Raw genomic sequence first — 16,963 nt, 5'->3', positions numbered from 1 at the left:
TCTATGACAATAACGACAGCCTGATGCCAAAATTACGCCTGATTGGATTAACTTTACTCGCACTTAGCGCCACTGCAGTCTCTCATGCCGAAGAAAAGCGCTATGTCTCTGACGAACTGAACACCTGGGTCCGCAGCGGTCCGGGAGATAATTATCGCCTCGTGGGTACGGTTAACGCCGGCGAGGAAGTCACGCTATTACAGACCGATGCCAACACTAACTACGGCCAGGTGAAAGACAGCACCGGTCGTACCGCCTGGATCCCGCTGAAAGAGCTGAACAGTACGCCGAGCCTGCGTACCCGCGTTCCCGACCTGGAAAACCAGGTTAAGACCTTGACCGATAAGCTCAATAATATCGATACCACGTGGAACCAGCGCACCGCCGATATGCAGCAAAAGGTCGCGCAAAGCGACAGCGTGATCGACGGACTGAAACAAGAAAACCAGAAGCTGAAAAACGAGCTTATCGTGGCGCAAAAGAAGGTCAGCGCAGCCAACCTTCAGCTTGATGACAAACAGCGCACCATCATCATGCAGTGGTTTATGTACGGTGGCGGCGTGTTGGGTCTTGGTCTGCTGCTCGGCCTGGTTCTGCCACACATGATCCCAAGCCGTAAACGCAAAGATCGCTGGATGAACTGAATCGCCTTCTCCGCCACACTGACATATGATTAAGGGATCATAGTTTTCAAAAGGAAAGTGGCGTGAAGATTTATCTGGTCGGTGGTGCTGTTCGGGATGCGTTATTAGGGCTACCGATTAAAGATAAAGATTGGGTTGTTGTTGGCGCCACGCCGCAAGAGATGCTCGACGCGGGCTACCAGCAGGTAGGCCGCGATTTTCCCGTGTTTCTGCATCCGCAAACCCGCGAAGAGTATGCGCTGGCGCGTACCGAACGTAAGTCAGGCTCGGGGTATACCGGGTTCACCTGCTATGCCGCCGCAGATGTCACGCTGGAGGCCGATCTTCAGCGTCGTGACCTGACCATCAACGCAATCGCCCGCGATGACGACGGGGAGATTATCGACCCGTATAACGGACGCGACGATCTGGAAAACCGTCTGCTGCGCCATGTTTCATCTGCCTTTAGCGAAGATCCGCTGCGCGTGCTGCGCGTGGCGCGCTTTGCTGCCCGCTATGCGCACCTCGGTTTTCGTATCGCTGACGAAACCATGACGCTGATGCGTGACATGACCACCGCTGGTGAACTGGAGCATCTGACACCAGAGAGGGTGTGGAAAGAAACCGAAGGCGCATTAACCACCCGTAACCCACAGGTATTTTTCCAGGTCCTGCGCGACTGCGACGCACTGCGCGTCCTGTTTCCGGAAGTGGATGCTTTGTTTGGCGTTCCAGCCCCCGCACAGTGGCATCCGGAAATCGACACCGGCATTCACACGCTGATGACGCTGTCGATGGCAGCCATGTTAAGTCCGGAAGTCGACGTGCGTTTTGCTACGCTGTGCCACGATCTTGGCAAGGCATTGACGCCTAAAGCGCTGTGGCCGCGCCATCATGGCCACGGTCCGGCAGGTGTTAAGCTTGTCGAACAACTGTGCCAGCGCCTGCGCGTGCCGAATGACATCCGTGATTTAGCCAAACTGGTTTCCGAGTTCCACGACCTCATTCATACCTTCCCGATCCTGCAGCCGAAAACCATCGTTAAGCTGTTTGATTCCATCGATGCCTGGCGCAAACCGCAGCGCGTGGAGCAAATCGCCCTCACCAGCGAGGCCGATGTGCGTGGGCGAACCGGTTTTGAAGCGGCAGATTATCCGCAAGGCAGGCTGTTGCGCGAAGCCTGGCAGGTTGCGCAGGCGGTGCCAACGAAAGACGTGGTTGAAGCTGGATTCAAAGGTCAGGCAATTCGTGAAGAACTGACCCGACGTCGCATCGCGGCAGTAGCCAGTTGGAAGGAGCAGCGTTGCCCGAAAGCGTAGACACTGCGTTGCCGAATGCGCTGTGCTTATCCGGCCTACAGGTTCGAAACGGATATAACCCGTAGGCCGGATAAGGCAGAACGCCGCCATCCGGCACCACGGTAAGTCATCAGAAGAACACGACGTAAACGGCAGCCGCCACAATAAAGCGGTAAATCGCAAACGGAATGAACGAGATGCGTTTAATCAGTTGCAGGAAGGTTTTGATCGCCACCAGCGCCACGATAAACGCCGTCACAAATCCGACTGCAAACATCGGGATATCTGATGCGCTGAGGAAAGACCAGCTCTTGTAGAGATCCAGCGCCGTCGCGCCCATCATCATCGGTACGGCCAGCAGGAAGGAGAATTCAGAGGCCGCGTAACGACTCACGCCCATCAGCATGCCGCCAGAAATCGTCGCCCCGGAGCGAGAAAAACCCGGCCACAGCGCCAGACACTGGAAACAGCCAATCATAAACGCCTGGCGATAGGTCATATCATCCAGCCCCGGCGCACGCGGTTCTTTCGGCTTCAGGCATTCTGCGGCAATCAACAGTACACCACCCACCACCAGCGCATACATCACGTTGATCGGGTTAAACAGCGATTTGATGGTGTCGTGGAATATTAGCCCCAGTACCACGGCTGGAATCATCCCCAACAGGATATGTCCCAGCGTCAGTCGACCTTTGCCAGTGCCTTCATGCGGAGCCTTGCCGAAGTGTATGCCGATCAGGCCAAACAGACGTCGCCAGAACATCACCACAACTGCCAGGATAGAACCTAACTGGATAACCACTTCGAATGTTTTTGCAGTGTCACCCTCAAAACCCAACAGGTGGCCAACAATAATCATATGGCCGGTACTGGAAACGGGTAAAAATTCCGTCAATCCTTCGACCACACCCAAAATTGCCGCCACCAGCAGCGAGTGCATATCACTCATTAATAAACCCCTAGATAGAGAAACCACGGCAAAAAAGAGCCGACGAAAGGACCCTTTTATACCCGTTTGTTTTAGAAATTATTAAATTAATTATTTTCTTTCAGATTATTGCCACGCTCAATGATAACCCCGACGTTCGCCGCACGGGCTACCGCGCCAGGTTTACTGAGTTTGATCCGTACCCAGGGAGAATTAAAGCGGCTAAGCAGGAGATCTGCCACCTCTTCCGCAACCCGTTCTACCAGCGCAAAGCGCCCACCTTCCACATGATTAACAACCGTTTGAGCAATATCAGCATAGCTCAGGCAATCAGCCACATCATCGCTTTTAGCCGATTTGCGGTTATCCCATGCCATTTCGATATCGAACACCAACCGTTGTTCGATCGTTTGTTCCCAGTCGTAAACACCAATAGTGGTGATTACAGAAAGTTGCTCTATAAATACAATATCCATCACGACCTGCCTGCTTTTTGGCTAACCCGGATACCACTTCCGGCGAAATATGCGTATTATCCACAGAAGTAGCGTTTTACACGACATTTTCAAAACGGAACAGCTTATGAGTGCAATCGCGCCTGGAATGATTATCTTCGCGTACCTCTGTGGCTCAATTTCCAGTGCTATTCTGGTATGCCGCCTTGCTGGATTGCCGGACCCGCGCGACAGCGGCTCTGGGAATCCGGGCGCGACAAACGTGCTGCGCATCGGTGGCAAGGGAGCCGCCGTCGCGGTACTGATTTTCGACGTCCTGAAAGGTATGTTACCCGTCTGGGGTGCCTATGCGCTAGGCGTCAGCCCCTTCTGGCTGGGATTGATCGCAATCGCCGCCTGTCTGGGCCACATCTGGCCGGTGTTCTTCGGCTTTAAAGGTGGGAAAGGCGTTGCCACCGCCTTTGGCGCGATTGCGCCGATTGGTTGGGACTTAACTGGCGTGATGGCAGGGACCTGGCTGCTGACCGTCCTGTTGAGCGGCTACTCGTCGTTAGGCGCTATCGTCAGCGCGTTGATCGCCCCTTTTTACGTCTGGTGGTTCAATCCCCAGTTCACTTTTCCGGTGTCCATGCTGTCGTGCTTAATTCTGCTACGTCACCATGACAACATTCAGCGTCTGTGGCGTCGTCAGGAGCCGAAGATCTGGACCAAACTGAAGAAAAAACGCGAACGAGACCCCGAGTGAATTTATTGTCGGATAGCGACGCAACGGCGTCTTATCCGGCGTGGGGGATGTGATACCCCTCCACCGGTTTGCCTAATCGGTTCTGACACCACGTCGCCAGAAATTCCACGCACACGCGCAGCTTCACGCTGCGATACAGCGGCTCCTGATAAACCGCCCAGATATTAGCGCTCTGCGCATAGTCCGGTAGCACACGCACCAGTTCACCGCTGGCCAGAAACGGCTGCACATCCCATTCAGAACGCAGCATGATCCCTTTTCCCTGTAGCGCCCACTGCAACACAATCTCACCGCTGTTAGAGGAAAGATGTCCCGCCACCTTGACCGACTTTTTCTCCTGACCATTGTCCAGTTCCCACACTCCGTGAGTCATATCGCGTTCTTTGGTGACCAGACAATCATGACGACTTAATTCCTGTAACGTCATCGGCTCACCGTATTTTTGTAAATACGGTGGGGCCGCACACAATATTCTTTTGTTTTTCGTTAACAAATGCGCAATATAATAATCCGGTATCTCGTCATTAATACGAATATCTAAATCGATATTATCCTGCGCCAAATCAATTTGCCGATCGTAAAGCTCAAAATGCACCTGTAATTCAGGGTAGCTATGCATCAATTCGGTAATTGCCGGTGCAATATAACTGCGCCCAAAGCCAAAACTACAGCCGATACGAATCATCCCTGCCGGGCGCGTTTTGAGTTGCGTGACGTCATCGACCAAATGCTGATAGCCCGCGAGGATCGCCTGCGCATGTTCATAGCAACGTTGACCACTTTCCGTGAGCGCTACACCACGCGCAGAGCGGCTTAGCAGCGTCGTCCCCAGCGTGGACTCTAGGATCTGAATGCGTTTTGTCACAAACGCCGGCGTTTGCCCCAGCGTCGCGGCGGCGGCGCTGAAGCTGCCGCTATGCACAATTTCAACCAACACCTGCAGGTCTTTCGCAAGGGGATACGTGTTCAGCATGATCGGTCTATCCGTAATGTTGTTCACCGCAGTGTAATTCTCTCATGCGTCTTAAACCCTGCCTTTGCGCAATTTTTATTGCCTTATCCGGACATCATTCACGAACTGTTAATTAGATATTCACAGTGGCAAATAATATTAATCCACATTTTTAGTGGTAGTTTGTGGCGGAGAATTTATTTCCAGATAAATAAAAGAACTGGAGTTAACAAGATGAGCAATCAAAATAACCAAAATGCGATAAATACGCTGACGAACATTGTCGCTGATTTTACCGCCATGATTTCTACCCGCATGCCCGATGACGTCGTGGATAAATTAAAACAGCTGCGTGAAGGCGAAACCTCGCCGATGGGTAAAATCATCTACCACACCATGTTTGACAACATGCAGAAAGCTATCGACCTGAACCGCCCAGCCTGTCAGGACACCGGCGAGATTATGTTTTTCGTGAAGGTCGGTTCCCGTTTTCCGCTCCTCGGCGAACTGCAAAGCATTCTGAAGCAGGCCGTTGAAGACGCCACGGTAAAAGCGCCGCTGCGCCATAACGCGGTCGAGATTTTTGACGAAGTGAATACCGGCAAAAATACAGGTACCGGTGTGCCGTGGGTCACCTGGGACATCATCCCTGATAACGATGACGCGGAAATCGAAGTCTACATGGCAGGCGGCGGCTGTACGCTGCCGGGACGCTCGAAAGTGTTAATGCCTTCTGAGGGCTACGAAGGTGTGGTGAAATTTGTTTTTGAAAATATCTCCACGCTGGCAGTCAACGCCTGTCCGCCAGTGCTGGTGGGCGTAGGTATTGCCACCTCCGTAGAAACCGCCGCCGTTCTTTCTCGTAAAGCGGTGCTGCGCCCTATCGGCTCACGTCATCCGAATCCGAAAGCGGCCGAACTGGAACTGCGTCTGGAAGAAGGACTTAACCGTCTGGGCATTGGTCCGCAAGGATTGACCGGTAATAGCTCGGTGATGGGCGTGCATATCGAATCCGCCGCGCGCCACCCGTCGACTATCGGCGTTGCCGTCTCTACTGGCTGCTGGGCCCACCGTCGCGGCACGCTGTTGGTTCATGCTGACCTCTCCTTCGAAAACCTGTCTCACACCCGGAGCGCGTTATGAAAAAGATCCTCACAACCCCGATCAAAGCCGAAGATCTGGCAGACATTCGCGTTGGCGATGTCATTTACCTGACCGGTACGCTGGTGACCTGCCGTGACGTTTGCCACCGCCGCCTGATCGAACTGAAGCGCCCGATTCCTTATGACCTGAACGGCAAAGCCATTTTCCACGCGGGCCCGATCGTACGTAAGAACGGTGAAAAATGGGAAATGGTTTCCGTCGGCCCAACCACCAGCATGCGTATGGAAGCGTTTGAGAAAGACTTTATCGAGCAGACCGGCGTCAAACTGGTGGTCGGCAAGGGCGGCATGGGACCGCTGACGGAAGAAGGCTGCAAGCAGTTTAAAGCGCTGCACGTCATCTTCCCGGCAGGCTGCGCAGTCGTGGCGGCAACCCAGGTTGAGGAGATCGAAGAGGTGCACTGGACGGAACTCGGCATGCCGGAGTCCCTGTGGGTGTGTCGGGTAAAAGAGTTCGGCCCGCTGATCGTTTCCATCGATACCCACGGCAATAACCTGATCGCTGAAAACAAAAAGCTGTTCGCTGAACGTCGCGACCCTATCGTCGATGAAATCTGCGAGCACGTGCATTACATCAAATAACCCTCCCGGAGAGGCGCTACGCCTCTCCCCTTTCGTAGGGATACAACAATGGCACCTTTAGCTGGTTGGTGGCGATACCTGGCTCCGCTGGTGGTCATCGCCATTATTGCTGTTCTACCCGTCCCCACCGGTCTTGAGAGCCACACCTGGCTCTATTTTGCCGTCTTTACCGGTGTGATTGTCGGGCTTATTCTGGAACCTTTACCGGGCGCGGTAGTGGCGATGATTGGCATTTCGATCATCGCCGTCCTTTCACCGTGGCTGCTGTTCAGCCCGGAGCAACTCGCGCAGGACGGTTTTAAATTTACCGCCAAATCGCTGTCTTGGGCGGTATCTGGCTTTTCAAACTCGGTCATCTGGCTGATCTTCGCGGCCTTTATGTTTGGTACTGGCTATGAGAAAACCGGACTCGGTCGGCGAATCGCGCTGATGCTGGTGAAAAAGATGGGGCATAGGACGCTGTTTCTCGGCTATGCGGTGATGTTCTCCGAACTTATCCTCGCTCCCGTCACACCTTCCAACTCCGCCCGTGGGGCCGGAATAATCTACCCGATTATCCGCAACCTGCCGCCGCTGTATAACTCACAGCCCAATAGCGCCAGTTCACGCTCCATTGGCTCATACATCATGTGGATGGGTATTGTCGCTGACTGCGTTACCAGCGCCATTTTCTTAACGGCAATGGCGCCGAACCTGCTGTTGATCGGTCTGATGAAAGGCGCGTCCCACACCGCGCTAAGCTGGGGTGACTGGTTCTTAGGCATGCTGCCGCTGAGCATTTTACTGGTGCTGATCGTGCCGTGGCTGGCGTACGTGTTATATCCACCGATGCTGAAATCCGGCGATCAGGTTCCACGCTGGGCGGATACCGAACTAAAAGCGATGGGACCGCTCTGCGCTCGCGAGAAAAAGATGCTGGTGCTGATGGTCGGCGCGCTGGTGCTGTGGATCTTCGGCGGCGATTATATTGACGCTGCGATGGTCGGATACAGCGTGGTGGCGTTGATGCTGGTACTGCGCATCATTAGCTGGGATGACATCGTCAGCAATAAAGCCGCATGGAACGTCTTTTTCTGGCTGGCCTCGCTGATCACGCTGGCCACCGGGCTCAATAACACCGGTTTTATTACCTGGTTCGGCAAGCTGCTGGCAAACGGGCTGAGCGGTTATTCGCCGATGATGGTGATGGTAGCGCTGATCGTGGTGTTCTATCTGCTGCGTTACTTCTTTGCCAGCGCCACAGCCTATACCTCTGCCCTCGCACCGATGATGATTGCCGCCGCGCTGGCAATGCCGGAAATCCCGCTACCGGTCTTCTGCCTGATGGTCGGCGCCGCCATTGGTCTGGGCAGCATTCTGACCCCGTACGCTACCGGCCCTAGCCCTATCTACTACGGCAGCGGCTATTTACCAACGGTGGATTACTGGCGACTCGGTGCTATTTTTGGCCTGATTTTCCTCGTGCTGCTGGTGATTACCGGTCTGGTCTGGATGCCCCTCGTTTTACTGTAAAACCCTGGTGGGGCGACGTATTGTCGCCCCTTTATCCATAAGCTTCTCATATGATCGATTTCCCGATGCGCTGAGGCATACTTTTTTGTATGCAAACACCCTCATGCTGATAGGGGAAACGCTCTGGACACGGTTGCGCACGAGACACTCACACGGGGCTGGCAGGCCGAACTGGATCTGCATTTTACCTGCACCGGGCACAAAACGGTGCTCGCCTCGGCGCGTCATCATGGTCCATTGACGGTTCAACGCCCGTTTTACCCGGAAGAGGACGTTTGCCATCTCTATTTGCTTCATCCACCGGCGGGGATCGTCGGCGGGGATGAGCTCCATATCGCCGTAACGCTCGACGAAAACAGCCACACGTTAATCACCCAGCCTGGCGCGGGAAAGTTTTACCGCAGCCGTGGACCGCAGGCATTGCTGCGCCAGCATTTTACCCTCGCACCCCACGCGACGCTGGAGTGGCTGCCGCAGGATACGATCCTCTTTCCCGGCGCCAACGCCGCTATTCAGACCGTCTTTCATCTGACATCCGCAAGCCGCCTGCTGGCCTGGGATCTGCTGTGTCTTGGCCGACCGGTTATGCAGGAGACCTTCAGTTACGGCACGCTGCAAAACCGCCTGGAGGTATGGCGAGATGGGCAGCCACTGCTGATAGAACGCTTGCAGTTGCAGGAGGGGAATCTGAGCGGCGTCGCACATCATCCCTGGGTCGGCACGTTGCTGTGTTATCCGGCCAGCGAACATATGCTCGAGGGCACGCGGGAGCGGCTTACGGCGCTTGGCGATTACACCGGGGCAACGCTTAACGATTCGCTGCTGACAATCCGTTTTCTTGCTAGTGACAACCTGGTTGTCCAGCGCGTTATGCGCGACATCTGGCAATTTCTGCGCCCGCTGCTGACACACAAAGCGCCCGTACTCCCGCGAATCTGGCAAACCTAAGAGAACCCTTATGGAACTGACTCCCAGAGAAAAAGACAAGCTGTTGCTATTTACCGCCGCGCTGGTGGCGGAACGTCGCCTGGCCCGCGGGCTGAAGCTGAACTACCCGGAATCGGTGGCGCTGATTAGCGCTTTCATCATGGAAGGGGCGCGGGACGGGCAAACCGTGGCCGCGCTGATGGAAGACGGGCGTCACGTCCTGCGCCGCGATCAGGTGATGGAAGGCGTACCGGAGATGATCCCGGATATTCAGGTTGAAGCCACATTTCCGGACGGATCGAAGCTGGTCACCGTCCACAATCCGATCGTCTAAGGAGCAGCAATGATCCCAGGTGAATATCAGATCGCAAAAGGCAATATTGCGCTTAATCAAGGGCGGGAGATCTGCACGATCGTGGTGGAAAATCATGGCGACAGACCCATCCAGGTGGGATCGCACTATCACTTTTACGAAGTGAACCCGGCGCTCCGCTTTGACAGGCTGGCTGCACGCGGTTTTCGTCTGAACATTGCTGCGGGCACAGCGGTGCGTTTTGAGCCGGGACAAAAACGCGAAGTCGAACTGGTGCGCGTTGCTGGTGCACAAAGGATCGTGGGTTTTCGCAGCGAAGTGATGGGCGCACTGGAGGCTGATAATGAGTGACATTTCCCGGCAGGCGTACGCCGACATGTTTGGCCCAACCACTGGCGATAAAGTGCGCCTGGCGGATACCGACCTGTGGATCGAGGTGGAACAAGACTTCACCACCTACGGCGAAGAGGTCAAATTCGGCGGCGGAAAAGTGATCCGCGACGGCATGGGCCAGGGACAAATGCGCGCCGATGCATGCGTGGATCTGGTGATAACCAACGCGCTGATCGTCGATCACTGGGGGATCGTGAAAGCGGATATCGGCATCAAAAACGGCAGGATCTTCGCCATCGGCAAAGCAGGTAATCCCGATATTCAACCCAACGTCACGATCCCGATAGGCGTAGGAACTGAAGTCATCGCTGGAGAAGGTAAGATCGTCACCGCGGGCGGCGTGGATACGCATATTCACTGGATTTGCCCACAGCAGGCGCAGGAGGCGCTGGTTTCTGGCGTGACGACGATGATCGGCGGCGGCACCGGTCCGGCAGCAGGCACTCACGCCACCACCTGCACGCCGGGCCCGTGGTATATCGCGCGCATGCTGCAGGCGGCAGACACGTTACCGGTTAACATCGGTTTGCTGGGCAAAGGCAATGGCTCAAACCCAGACGCCTTGCGCGAGCAAATCAGCGCGGGCGCAATTGGCCTGAAAATCCATGAAGACTGGGGCGCCACGCCTGCCGCTATCGACTGCGCGCTAACCGTGGCCGACGAAATGGACATCCAGGTCGCGCTGCACAGCGACACGCTCAACGAGTCCGGTTTCGTTGAAGATACGCTGGCGGCGATTGGCGATCGCACCATTCATACTTTTCACACTGAAGGCGCGGGCGGCGGCCATGCGCCGGATATCATCACCGCCTGCGCGCATCCGAATATTCTGCCCTCTTCCACGAATCCGACGCTGCCCTATACCGTCAACACCATCGACGAGCATCTCGACATGCTGATGGTTTGCCACCACCTCGATCCGGATATCGCCGAAGACGTGGCCTTTGCTGAATCCCGCATTCGCCGGGAAACAATCGCTGCCGAAGATGTGCTGCATGACATTGGCGCGTTTTCCCTGACCTCGTCCGATTCACAGGCGATGGGGCGCGTTGGCGAAGTGATCCTGCGTACCTGGCAGGTGGCGCACCGCATGAAGGTTCAGCGTGGCCCGTTGGCAGAAGAAACCGGTGACAACGACAACCTGCGCGTTAAACGCTACGTCGCCAAATACACCATCAACCCGGCATTAACCCACGGTATCGCCCATGAAGTCGGCTCCGTTGAGCCTGGCAAACTGGCCGATCTGGTGCTGTGGTCGCCCGCCTTTTTTGGCGTAAAACCGGCGACGATCGTCAAGGGCGGGATGATCGCCTGCGCGCCAATGGGCGATATCAACGCCTCGATCCCCACCCCGCAGCCGGTGCATTACCGCATGATGTTCGGCGCGCTTGGCGCGGCGCGGCACCACACCCGGCTGACCTTTATTTCGCAGGCCGCTGACGCGCAAAACATCCCGCAGCAGCTCAATCTGCAAAGCGCTATCGCCGTCGTCAAAGGCTGTCGGACAGTGAAAAAGGTCGACATGATCCACAACGGCCTGCAACCCAATATCACCGTCGATGCTCAGACTTACGAGGTGCGTATTGATGGCGAACTTATCACCAGCGAACCGGCAGATGTTTTGCCGATGGCGCAACGCTATTTTCTGTTTTGAGGAGTGACGATGATCTATCTGACCCAACGCCTTGACCACGCTCACCGCGTTACTGCAAGCGTCACGCTGCCCATTGATATCCGGGTAAAAAGTCGCGCCAGGGTAGCACTGAACGACGGTCGCGAAGCCGGGCTAATGCTACCGCGTGGTTTGCTGCTGCGCGGTGGCGATCTGCTAAGTACCGACGATGGCAGCGAAGTGATCGAAGTGATCGCCGCACCGGAGTCGGTTTCCGTGGTGCGCTGCGCCGATCCTTTCCTGCTCGCCAAAGCCTGTTATCACCTCGGTAATCGCCACGTTCCGCTGCAAATCCTGCCGGATGAACTGCGTTACCATCACGATCATGTGCTGGACGACATGCTGCGCCAGTTCAACCTTGAGGTGACATTCGCCCAGTTGCCGTTTGAGCCGGAAGCGGGTGCCTATGCGAGCGAGTCACACGGGCATCACCATGGTCATGCGCACTGATGCATAACAGCCAACAGCTACGTCTGATGCAGCTCGCCAGCAGCGCGCTCCCGGTAGGGTCATTTACCTGGTCCCAGGGTCTGGAGTGGGCGGTGGAAATCGGCTGGGTGAAAAGCGTCGATGACTTCTCTGCCTGGCAAATCCAGCAGATGGAGCAGAACTTTTTTACCGTTGACCTACCGCTGCTGGCGAGACTGTATCGCGCCTGCGAGCTGGACGATCTCGACGCAGCACGCCGCTGGAGCGCTTACCTGCTGGCCTGTCGCGAAACCCGCGAACTGCGGGATGAAGAACGCAGTCGGGGTGCGGCGTTTACGCGGCTGGTCACCGACTGGGAGTCGGATTGCTCGCGAGAATGGCGCACCCTCTTTGTCGACAGCCAACTCTGCGGCATGGCCTGGCTGGGCGTGCGCTGGAAAATTCCGCTGATGGAGCTGGCGTTAAGCCTCGGCTACAGCTGGATTGAGAGCGCTGTCATGGCTGGCGTCAAGCTGGTTCCTTTTGGACAACAGGCGGCCCAGCGTTTGATTATTGCGCTCTGCGATCGCTATGCGCAGGGTTTGGCACAGGCGCTGACGTGTCCTGACACCAGCCTCGGCTCCGCAACGCCGTTGGCCGCTATCGCGTCTGCCCGGCATGAAACCCAATATTCCCGATTATTCCGCTCCTGAGGAGAAAAAATGAGTAACTACAAGCATCCCCTGCGTGTGGGCGTTGGCGGCCCGGTTGGCTCGGGCAAAACGGCGCTGCTGGAAGCGTTATGCAAAGCCATGCGCAGCAGCTATCAATTGGCGGTGGTGACCAACGATATCTACACCAAAGAAGATCAGCGCATTCTCACCGAGGCGGGCGCACTGGAGCCAGAGAGGATCGTCGGCGTGGAAACCGGTGGCTGCCCGCATACCGCCATCCGCGAAGATGCGTCGATGAATCTGGCCGCCGTAGAAGCGCTGAGCGAGAAATTCGGCAATCTGGATCTGATTTTTGTGGAAAGCGGCGGCGATAACCTGAGCGCCACCTTTAGCCCGGAACTCGCGGATCTGACGATCTATGTGATCGATGTTGCTGAAGGCGAGAAGATCCCGCGTAAAGGTGGTCCGGGGATCACCAAATCCGATTTTCTGGTGATCAATAAAACCGATCTGGCCCCTTACGTCGGCGCATCGCTGGAGGTGATGGAGCGCGATACCTTGCGCATGCGCGGCGAGCGCCCATGGACGTTTAGTAATTTAAAATCTGGAGAAGGCCTGGAAAAAATTATCGCGTTTCTGGAAGAGAAAGGAATGTTGCGGATGTAGTGAGAGCTATCGCCGGGCGGCGGATTCGCCTGACCCGGCCTACGGTTTTGTAAGCCCGGTAAACGCAGCGCCACCGGGCAAAAAAACTTATGCTGCCGGTAATTCCGCCAGCGGCCAGCGTGGACGCACGGTCACGCCAAGATCCGCCGTTGCACCCGCTTTAAAGCGCACCATGCCCGCGTAGGCGATCATCGCCCCGTTATCGGTACAAAATTCCGGACGCGCGTAAAACACTTCGCCACGACGTTTTTGCATCATCTCAGCCAGCTTTGCGCGCAGCGTACGGTTCGCACTCACGCCCCCCGCCATCACCAGACGTTTAAAACCGGTTTGGTCCAGCGCGCGTTTGCACTTGATCATCAGCGTATCAACTACCGCGTCTTCAAACGCACGGGCGATATCAGCGCGGGTCTGATCGTCATTTTCGTTATTACGAATGGTATTCGCAGCGAAGGTTTTCAGGCCGGAGAAGCTGAAATCCAGCCCCGGACGGTCAGTCATCGGACGCGGGAAGACAAAACGTTTTTCAACGCCTTGTGATGCCAGCTTTGACAGCATTGGGCCACCAGGATAATCCAGCCCCAGCAGCTTGGCGGTTTTGTCGAACGCTTCACCGGCAGCATCATCAATCGATTCGCCCAGCAATTCATACTGACCGATACCGGTGACGCTGATCAGCTGCGTGTGACCGCCGGAAACCAGCAGCGCGACGAACGGGAACGCAGGGGGATTATCTTCCAGCATTGGCGCCAGCAGATGCCCTTCCATGTGGTGCACAGGAATTGCCGGTACGCCCCAGGCGAACGCCAGCGAACGTCCTACGGTTGCGCCAACCAGCAGCGCACCAACCAGACCAGGACCTGCGGTATACGCCACCGCATCGATCTCTTTTGCCGTCAGTCCCGCTTCTTTCAGCGCGGCCTGGATCAACGGTACGGTTTTACGTACGTGATCGCGCGAGGCCAGTTCAGGCACTACGCCGCCGTAGTCAGCATGTAATTTCACCTGACTATACAATTGGTTGGCTAAAAGACCTTTTTCATCGTCGTAAATGGCGATGCCGGTTTCATCGCAGGATGTTTCAATACCCAGTACACGCATGACTTGTTTTACCTCGCTCTATTACCGCGCAGTGTAGGACCAATGCGGGTTGATGTAAAACTTTGTTCGCCCCAGGAGTTCGGCTCGTGTATACTCCTTGTCCTTATAAAAGTCCCTTTCAAAATCGCGTCGGTGCTTTACAAAGCAGCAGCAATTGCAGTAAAATTCCGCACCATTTTGAAATAAGCTGGCGTTGATGCCAGCGGCAAACCGAATTTATTAAAGGTGAGAGTTACATGCCGGTAATTAAAGTACGTGAAAACGAGCCGTTCGACGTAGCACTGCGTCGCTTCAAGCGTTCATGCGAAAAAGCAGGTGTTCTGGCGGAAGTTCGTCGTCGTGAGTTCTATGAAAAACCGACTACCGAACGTAAGCGCGCTAAAGCTTCTGCTGTGAAACGTCACGCGAAGAAACTGGCTCGCGAAAACGCACGCCGTACTCGTCTGTACTAATCCATTGAGAGCCAAAGCTCTCAATTCAGACTGAGTTGTAGTTGTAAGGCCGTGCTTCCGGAAGGAATGCGCGGCTTATTTTCGTTTATACACGTCATCATTCAAGCTGCCTCAGTGTTGGCTGCAGTCGCTCACCCCAGTCACGTACTGCTGTACGCTCCTGAGGATTCGCTTCCTTGCCGCCTTGATGCATCCTGAATGATTTTGTGTATATGAGTCATCAAAAAACAGGGGCTTATGGCTGGACGAATTCCTCGCGTTTTTATCAATGACCTGCTGGCAAGAACCGACATCGTCGATCTCATCGACGCGCGGGTAAAGCTGAAAAAGCAGGGCAAAAATTATCACGCGTGCTGTCCGTTCCATAACGAAAAAACCCCCTCTTTCACCGTAAACGGTGAAAAACAGTTTTATCACTGCTTTGGGTGTGGCGCGCATGGCAACGCCGTCGACTTTCTCATGAACTACGACAAGCTCGAGTTTGTGGAAACCGTCGAAGAACTGGCCGCAATGCACAACCTTGAAGTGCCCTATGAAGCAGGCAGTGGCCCCAGTCAGATAGAGCGCCATCAACGGCAAAGCCTTTATCAATTGATGGACGGCCTGAACACTTTTTATCAACAGTCTTTGATGCAGCCCGCCGCTACCCCTGCGCGCCAGTACCTGGAAAAGCGAGGATTAAGTAGCGACGTGATCACCCGTTTTGCTATTGGTTTTGCGCCCCCCGGCTGGGACAACGTCCTGAAACGGTTTGGCGGCAATGCTGAGAATCGCAAATCGCTGGTCGATGCGGGGATGTTGGTCACCAACGATCAGGGACGCAGTTACGATCGCTTCCGCGAACGGGTGATGTTCCCCATTCGCGACAAACGTGGTCGGGTCATTGGTTTTGGTGGACGCGTGCTGGGCGATGCCCTGCCGAAATATCTGAACTCCCCGGAAACCGATATTTTCCATAAAGGTCGCCAGCTGTATGGCCTTTATGAAGCCCAGCAGGATAACGCCGATCCACAGCGCCTGTTAGTGGTAGAAGGCTATATGGATGTGGTGGCGCTTGCGCAATACGGCATTAACTACGCCGTTGCATCCCTAGGGACGTCAACTACTGCCGATCACATCCAACTGTTGTTCCGCGCGACGAACAACGTAATTTGCTGTTACGACGGCGACCGAGCAGGACGTGACGCAGCATGGCGCGCGCTGGAAACCGCACTGCCCTATATGACAGACGGACGCCAGCTACGCTTCATGTTTTTACCTGACGGCGAAGACCCCGATACGCTGGTGCGTAAAGAAGGGAAAGAGGCCTTTGAAGCCCGGATGGAGCAGGCGCTGCCGCTCTCCGCGTTTTTATTTAACAGCCTGCTGCCGCAGGTGGATTTGAGTACCCCGGACGGACGCGCACAGCTCAGTACGCTGGCATTACCGCTGATTACTCAGGTACCAGGCGAAACGTTGCGCATTTACCTGCGACAGGAGTTGGGAAACAAGCTCGGCATTCTGGATGACAGCCAGCTTGAACGTTTAATGCCTAAACTGGCAGAAAATGGGGCTTCCCGCCCTGTTCCACAGCTAAAACGTACGACCATGCGTATACTTATAGGGCTGCTGGTACAGAACCCGGGCCTCGCCCCGCTGGTTCCACCGTTAGGCGCACTGGATAGTAATAAGCTGCCTGGACTTGGCTTATTCAGAGAACTGGTCAACACTTGTCTGGCTCAGCCAGGTCTGACCACCGGGCAACTTTTAGAACACTATCGTGGCACAAATGATGCTGCGACCCTTGAAAAACTGTCGATGTGGGACGATATAGCAGATAAAGATATCGCGGAAAAAACCTTCACCGACTCACTCAACCATATGTTTGATTCGATGCTTGAACTGCGCCAGGAAGAGTTGATAGCTCGTGAGCGCACACACGGTTTAAGCAGCGAAGAACGCCGGGAACTCTGGACACTGAACCAGGAACTGGCCAAGAAATAAGAGAAAGACAAAACAAAGACAAAATCATTCGCGTTGTATCAAGGCAGCAAGTGAACGAACGCCTGGGAGTGTACATAAGTACATGACCAGGATGACAAATCCGCCGGGAGCGGATT

General features: G+C 55.2%; 19 protein-coding genes. 15 read left to right on the top strand and 4 right to left on the bottom strand.

Annotated features, from left to right (window positions below; translation table 11 throughout):
* The first annotated feature begins 23 nt into the window (after nt 1-23).
* Together SK35_RS03600 and SK35_RS03595 are read left to right on the top strand one after the other, a co-directional pair.
* Complete coding sequence (locus tag SK35_RS03600; RefSeq protein ID WP_003828434.1) at nt 24-644, top strand: TIGR04211 family SH3 domain-containing protein; 621 nt, start codon at nt 24-26, stop codon at nt 642-644.
* Between the two features lie 62 nt (nt 645-706).
* Nucleotides 707-1,942 carry a multifunctional CCA addition/repair protein gene (locus SK35_RS03595; RefSeq protein WP_048215522.1) on the top strand — a complete coding sequence of 412 codons (1,236 nt, stop codon included), beginning with the start codon at nt 707-709 and terminating at the stop codon, nt 1,940-1,942.
* A gap of 109 nt (nt 1,943-2,051) precedes the next feature.
* Here SK35_RS03595 and bacA read toward each other — a convergent pair whose 3' ends face one another.
* Both bacA and folB read right to left on the bottom strand, forming a co-directional pair.
* Nucleotides 2,052-2,870 (bottom strand): undecaprenyl-diphosphate phosphatase, encoded by an 819-nt coding sequence (gene bacA, locus SK35_RS03590; RefSeq protein WP_003828439.1) that lies wholly within the window; start codon nt 2,868-2,870, stop codon nt 2,052-2,054.
* Nucleotides 2,871-2,956: 86 nt separating this feature from the next.
* On the bottom strand, nt 2,957-3,325 hold the full coding sequence (gene folB / locus SK35_RS03585) for a bifunctional dihydroneopterin aldolase/7,8-dihydroneopterin epimerase (RefSeq protein WP_003024659.1): 369 nt from the start codon (nt 3,323-3,325) through the stop codon (nt 2,957-2,959).
* A 106-nt stretch (nt 3,326-3,431) separates the two neighbouring features.
* On the opposite strand from folB, the gene plsY reads away from it, so the two are divergent.
* The gene (gene plsY, locus SK35_RS03580) at nt 3,432-4,049 is read left to right on the top strand and encodes a glycerol-3-phosphate 1-O-acyltransferase PlsY (RefSeq protein ID WP_003828443.1); all 618 of its coding nucleotides are present in this window, start codon (nt 3,432-3,434) and stop codon (nt 4,047-4,049) included.
* A 31-nt stretch (nt 4,050-4,080) separates the two neighbouring features.
* Here plsY and ttdR read toward each other — a convergent pair whose 3' ends face one another.
* On the bottom strand, nt 4,081-5,022 hold the full coding sequence (ttdR, locus tag SK35_RS03575; protein ID WP_032945042.1) for an L-tartrate utilization transcriptional activator TtdR: 942 nt from the start codon (nt 5,020-5,022) through the stop codon (nt 4,081-4,083).
* Between the two features lie 213 nt (nt 5,023-5,235).
* Here ttdR and ttdA point away from each other — a divergent pair, with 213 nt between their 5' ends.
* The 10 genes from ttdA to ureG all read left to right on the top strand — a co-directional run bounded on the left by ttdA (nt 5,236) and on the right by ureG (nt 13,311).
* Entirely contained in the window at nt 5,236-6,144 is a 909-nt protein-coding gene (ttdA, locus tag SK35_RS03570; protein ID WP_003828445.1) for a L(+)-tartrate dehydratase subunit alpha, read from the top strand.
* Nucleotides 6,141-6,746 carry a L(+)-tartrate dehydratase subunit beta gene (gene ttdB / locus SK35_RS03565; protein ID WP_003828447.1) on the top strand — a complete coding sequence of 202 codons (606 nt, stop codon included), beginning with the start codon at nt 6,141-6,143 and terminating at the stop codon, nt 6,744-6,746. Before ttdA ends, ttdB begins: the two co-directional genes overlap by 4 nt.
* A gap of 48 nt (nt 6,747-6,794) precedes the next feature.
* A complete protein-coding gene (locus tag SK35_RS03560; protein ID WP_048215521.1) occupies nt 6,795-8,258 on the top strand; it encodes an anion permease in 1,464 nt (487 codons plus the stop codon).
* 123 nt (nt 8,259-8,381) lie between these two features.
* The gene (locus tag SK35_RS03555; RefSeq protein WP_197082846.1) at nt 8,382-9,206 is read left to right on the top strand and encodes an urease accessory protein UreD; all 825 of its coding nucleotides are present in this window, start codon (nt 8,382-8,384) and stop codon (nt 9,204-9,206) included.
* Between the two features lie 10 nt (nt 9,207-9,216).
* Complete coding sequence (locus SK35_RS03550) at nt 9,217-9,519, top strand: urease subunit gamma (protein WP_003024678.1); 303 nt, start codon at nt 9,217-9,219, stop codon at nt 9,517-9,519.
* Between the two features lie 9 nt (nt 9,520-9,528).
* On the top strand, nt 9,529-9,849 hold the full coding sequence (locus SK35_RS03545) for an urease subunit beta (RefSeq protein ID WP_003828455.1): 321 nt from the start codon (nt 9,529-9,531) through the stop codon (nt 9,847-9,849).
* Nucleotides 9,842-11,545, top strand: a complete 1,704-nt coding sequence (ureC, locus tag SK35_RS03540) for an urease subunit alpha (protein WP_048215519.1) — start codon at nt 9,842-9,844, stop codon at nt 11,543-11,545. The genes SK35_RS03545 and ureC overlap by 8 nt, the downstream gene beginning before the upstream one ends.
* 9 nt (nt 11,546-11,554) lie before the next feature.
* On the top strand, nt 11,555-12,013 hold the full coding sequence (gene ureE, locus SK35_RS03535) for an urease accessory protein UreE (RefSeq protein WP_048215518.1): 459 nt from the start codon (nt 11,555-11,557) through the stop codon (nt 12,011-12,013).
* Nucleotides 12,013-12,684: an urease accessory protein UreF gene (locus tag SK35_RS03530; protein ID WP_048215517.1), complete on the top strand. Its 672-nt coding sequence runs from the start codon at nt 12,013-12,015 to the stop codon at nt 12,682-12,684. The genes ureE and SK35_RS03530 overlap by 1 nt, the downstream gene beginning before the upstream one ends.
* A 9-nt stretch (nt 12,685-12,693) precedes the next feature.
* Nucleotides 12,694-13,311 (top strand): urease accessory protein UreG, encoded by a 618-nt coding sequence (gene ureG, locus SK35_RS03525; protein ID WP_003828463.1) that lies wholly within the window; start codon nt 12,694-12,696, stop codon nt 13,309-13,311.
* An 87-nt stretch (nt 13,312-13,398) separates the two neighbouring features.
* Here the strand turns inward: ureG and tsaD are convergent, their stop codons facing one another.
* On the bottom strand, nt 13,399-14,412 hold the full coding sequence (tsaD, locus tag SK35_RS03520; RefSeq protein WP_003024694.1) for a tRNA (adenosine(37)-N6)-threonylcarbamoyltransferase complex transferase subunit TsaD: 1,014 nt from the start codon (nt 14,410-14,412) through the stop codon (nt 13,399-13,401).
* A 236-nt stretch (nt 14,413-14,648) separates the two neighbouring features.
* Here tsaD and rpsU point away from each other — a divergent pair, with 236 nt between their 5' ends.
* Both rpsU and dnaG read left to right on the top strand, forming a co-directional pair.
* The gene (gene rpsU, locus SK35_RS03515) at nt 14,649-14,864 is read left to right on the top strand and encodes a 30S ribosomal protein S21 (RefSeq protein ID WP_001144069.1); all 216 of its coding nucleotides are present in this window, start codon (nt 14,649-14,651) and stop codon (nt 14,862-14,864) included.
* A gap of 237 nt (nt 14,865-15,101) precedes the next feature.
* Nucleotides 15,102-16,847 carry a DNA primase gene (gene dnaG, locus SK35_RS03510; protein ID WP_003828467.1) on the top strand — a complete coding sequence of 582 codons (1,746 nt, stop codon included), beginning with the start codon at nt 15,102-15,104 and terminating at the stop codon, nt 16,845-16,847.
* Nucleotides 16,848-16,963: the final 116 nt, after the last annotated feature.

The sequence above is a fragment of the Citrobacter sp. MGH105 genome (assembly GCF_001037485.2).
Lineage (GTDB): Bacteria > Pseudomonadota > Gammaproteobacteria > Enterobacterales > Enterobacteriaceae > Citrobacter > Citrobacter portucalensis.
The sequence above is the reverse complement of the archived record's forward strand: the minus strand, read 5'-3'. Positions and strand labels throughout refer to the sequence as shown.

Bases quoted from the DNA above. Each gene is read 5' to 3' on its own strand.
- plsY (WP_003828443.1), top strand. From the start codon at position 3,432: ATGAGTGCAATCGCGCCTGGAATGATTATCTTCGCGTACCTCTGTGGC.
- tsaD (WP_003024694.1), bottom strand. From the start codon at position 14,412: ATGCGTGTACTGGGTATTGAAACATCCTGCGATGAAACCGGCATCGCC.
- ttdA (WP_003828445.1), top strand. From the start codon at position 5,236: ATGAGCAATCAAAATAACCAAAATGCGATAAATACGCTGACGAACATT.
- ureC (WP_048215519.1), top strand. From the start codon at position 9,842: ATGAGTGACATTTCCCGGCAGGCGTACGCCGACATGTTTGGCCCAACC.
- SK35_RS03560 (WP_048215521.1), top strand. From the start codon at position 6,795: ATGGCACCTTTAGCTGGTTGGTGGCGATACCTGGCTCCGCTGGTGGTC.
- ttdB (WP_003828447.1), top strand. From the start codon at position 6,141: ATGAAAAAGATCCTCACAACCCCGATCAAAGCCGAAGATCTGGCAGAC.
- folB (WP_003024659.1), bottom strand. From the start codon at position 3,325: ATGGATATTGTATTTATAGAGCAACTTTCTGTAATCACCACTATTGGT.
- bacA (WP_003828439.1), bottom strand. From the start codon at position 2,870: ATGAGTGATATGCACTCGCTGCTGGTGGCGGCAATTTTGGGTGTGGTC.
- SK35_RS03600 (WP_003828434.1), top strand. From the start codon at position 24: ATGCCAAAATTACGCCTGATTGGATTAACTTTACTCGCACTTAGCGCC.
- SK35_RS03550 (WP_003024678.1), top strand. From the start codon at position 9,217: ATGGAACTGACTCCCAGAGAAAAAGACAAGCTGTTGCTATTTACCGCC.
- ttdR (WP_032945042.1), bottom strand. From the start codon at position 5,022: ATGCTGAACACGTATCCCCTTGCGAAAGACCTGCAGGTGTTGGTTGAA.
- ureE (WP_048215518.1), top strand. From the start codon at position 11,555: ATGATCTATCTGACCCAACGCCTTGACCACGCTCACCGCGTTACTGCA.
- SK35_RS03545 (WP_003828455.1), top strand. From the start codon at position 9,529: ATGATCCCAGGTGAATATCAGATCGCAAAAGGCAATATTGCGCTTAAT.
- SK35_RS03530 (WP_048215517.1), top strand. From the start codon at position 12,013: ATGCATAACAGCCAACAGCTACGTCTGATGCAGCTCGCCAGCAGCGCG.
- dnaG (WP_003828467.1), top strand. From the start codon at position 15,102: ATGGCTGGACGAATTCCTCGCGTTTTTATCAATGACCTGCTGGCAAGA.
- ureG (WP_003828463.1), top strand. From the start codon at position 12,694: ATGAGTAACTACAAGCATCCCCTGCGTGTGGGCGTTGGCGGCCCGGTT.
- rpsU (WP_001144069.1), top strand. From the start codon at position 14,649: ATGCCGGTAATTAAAGTACGTGAAAACGAGCCGTTCGACGTAGCACTG.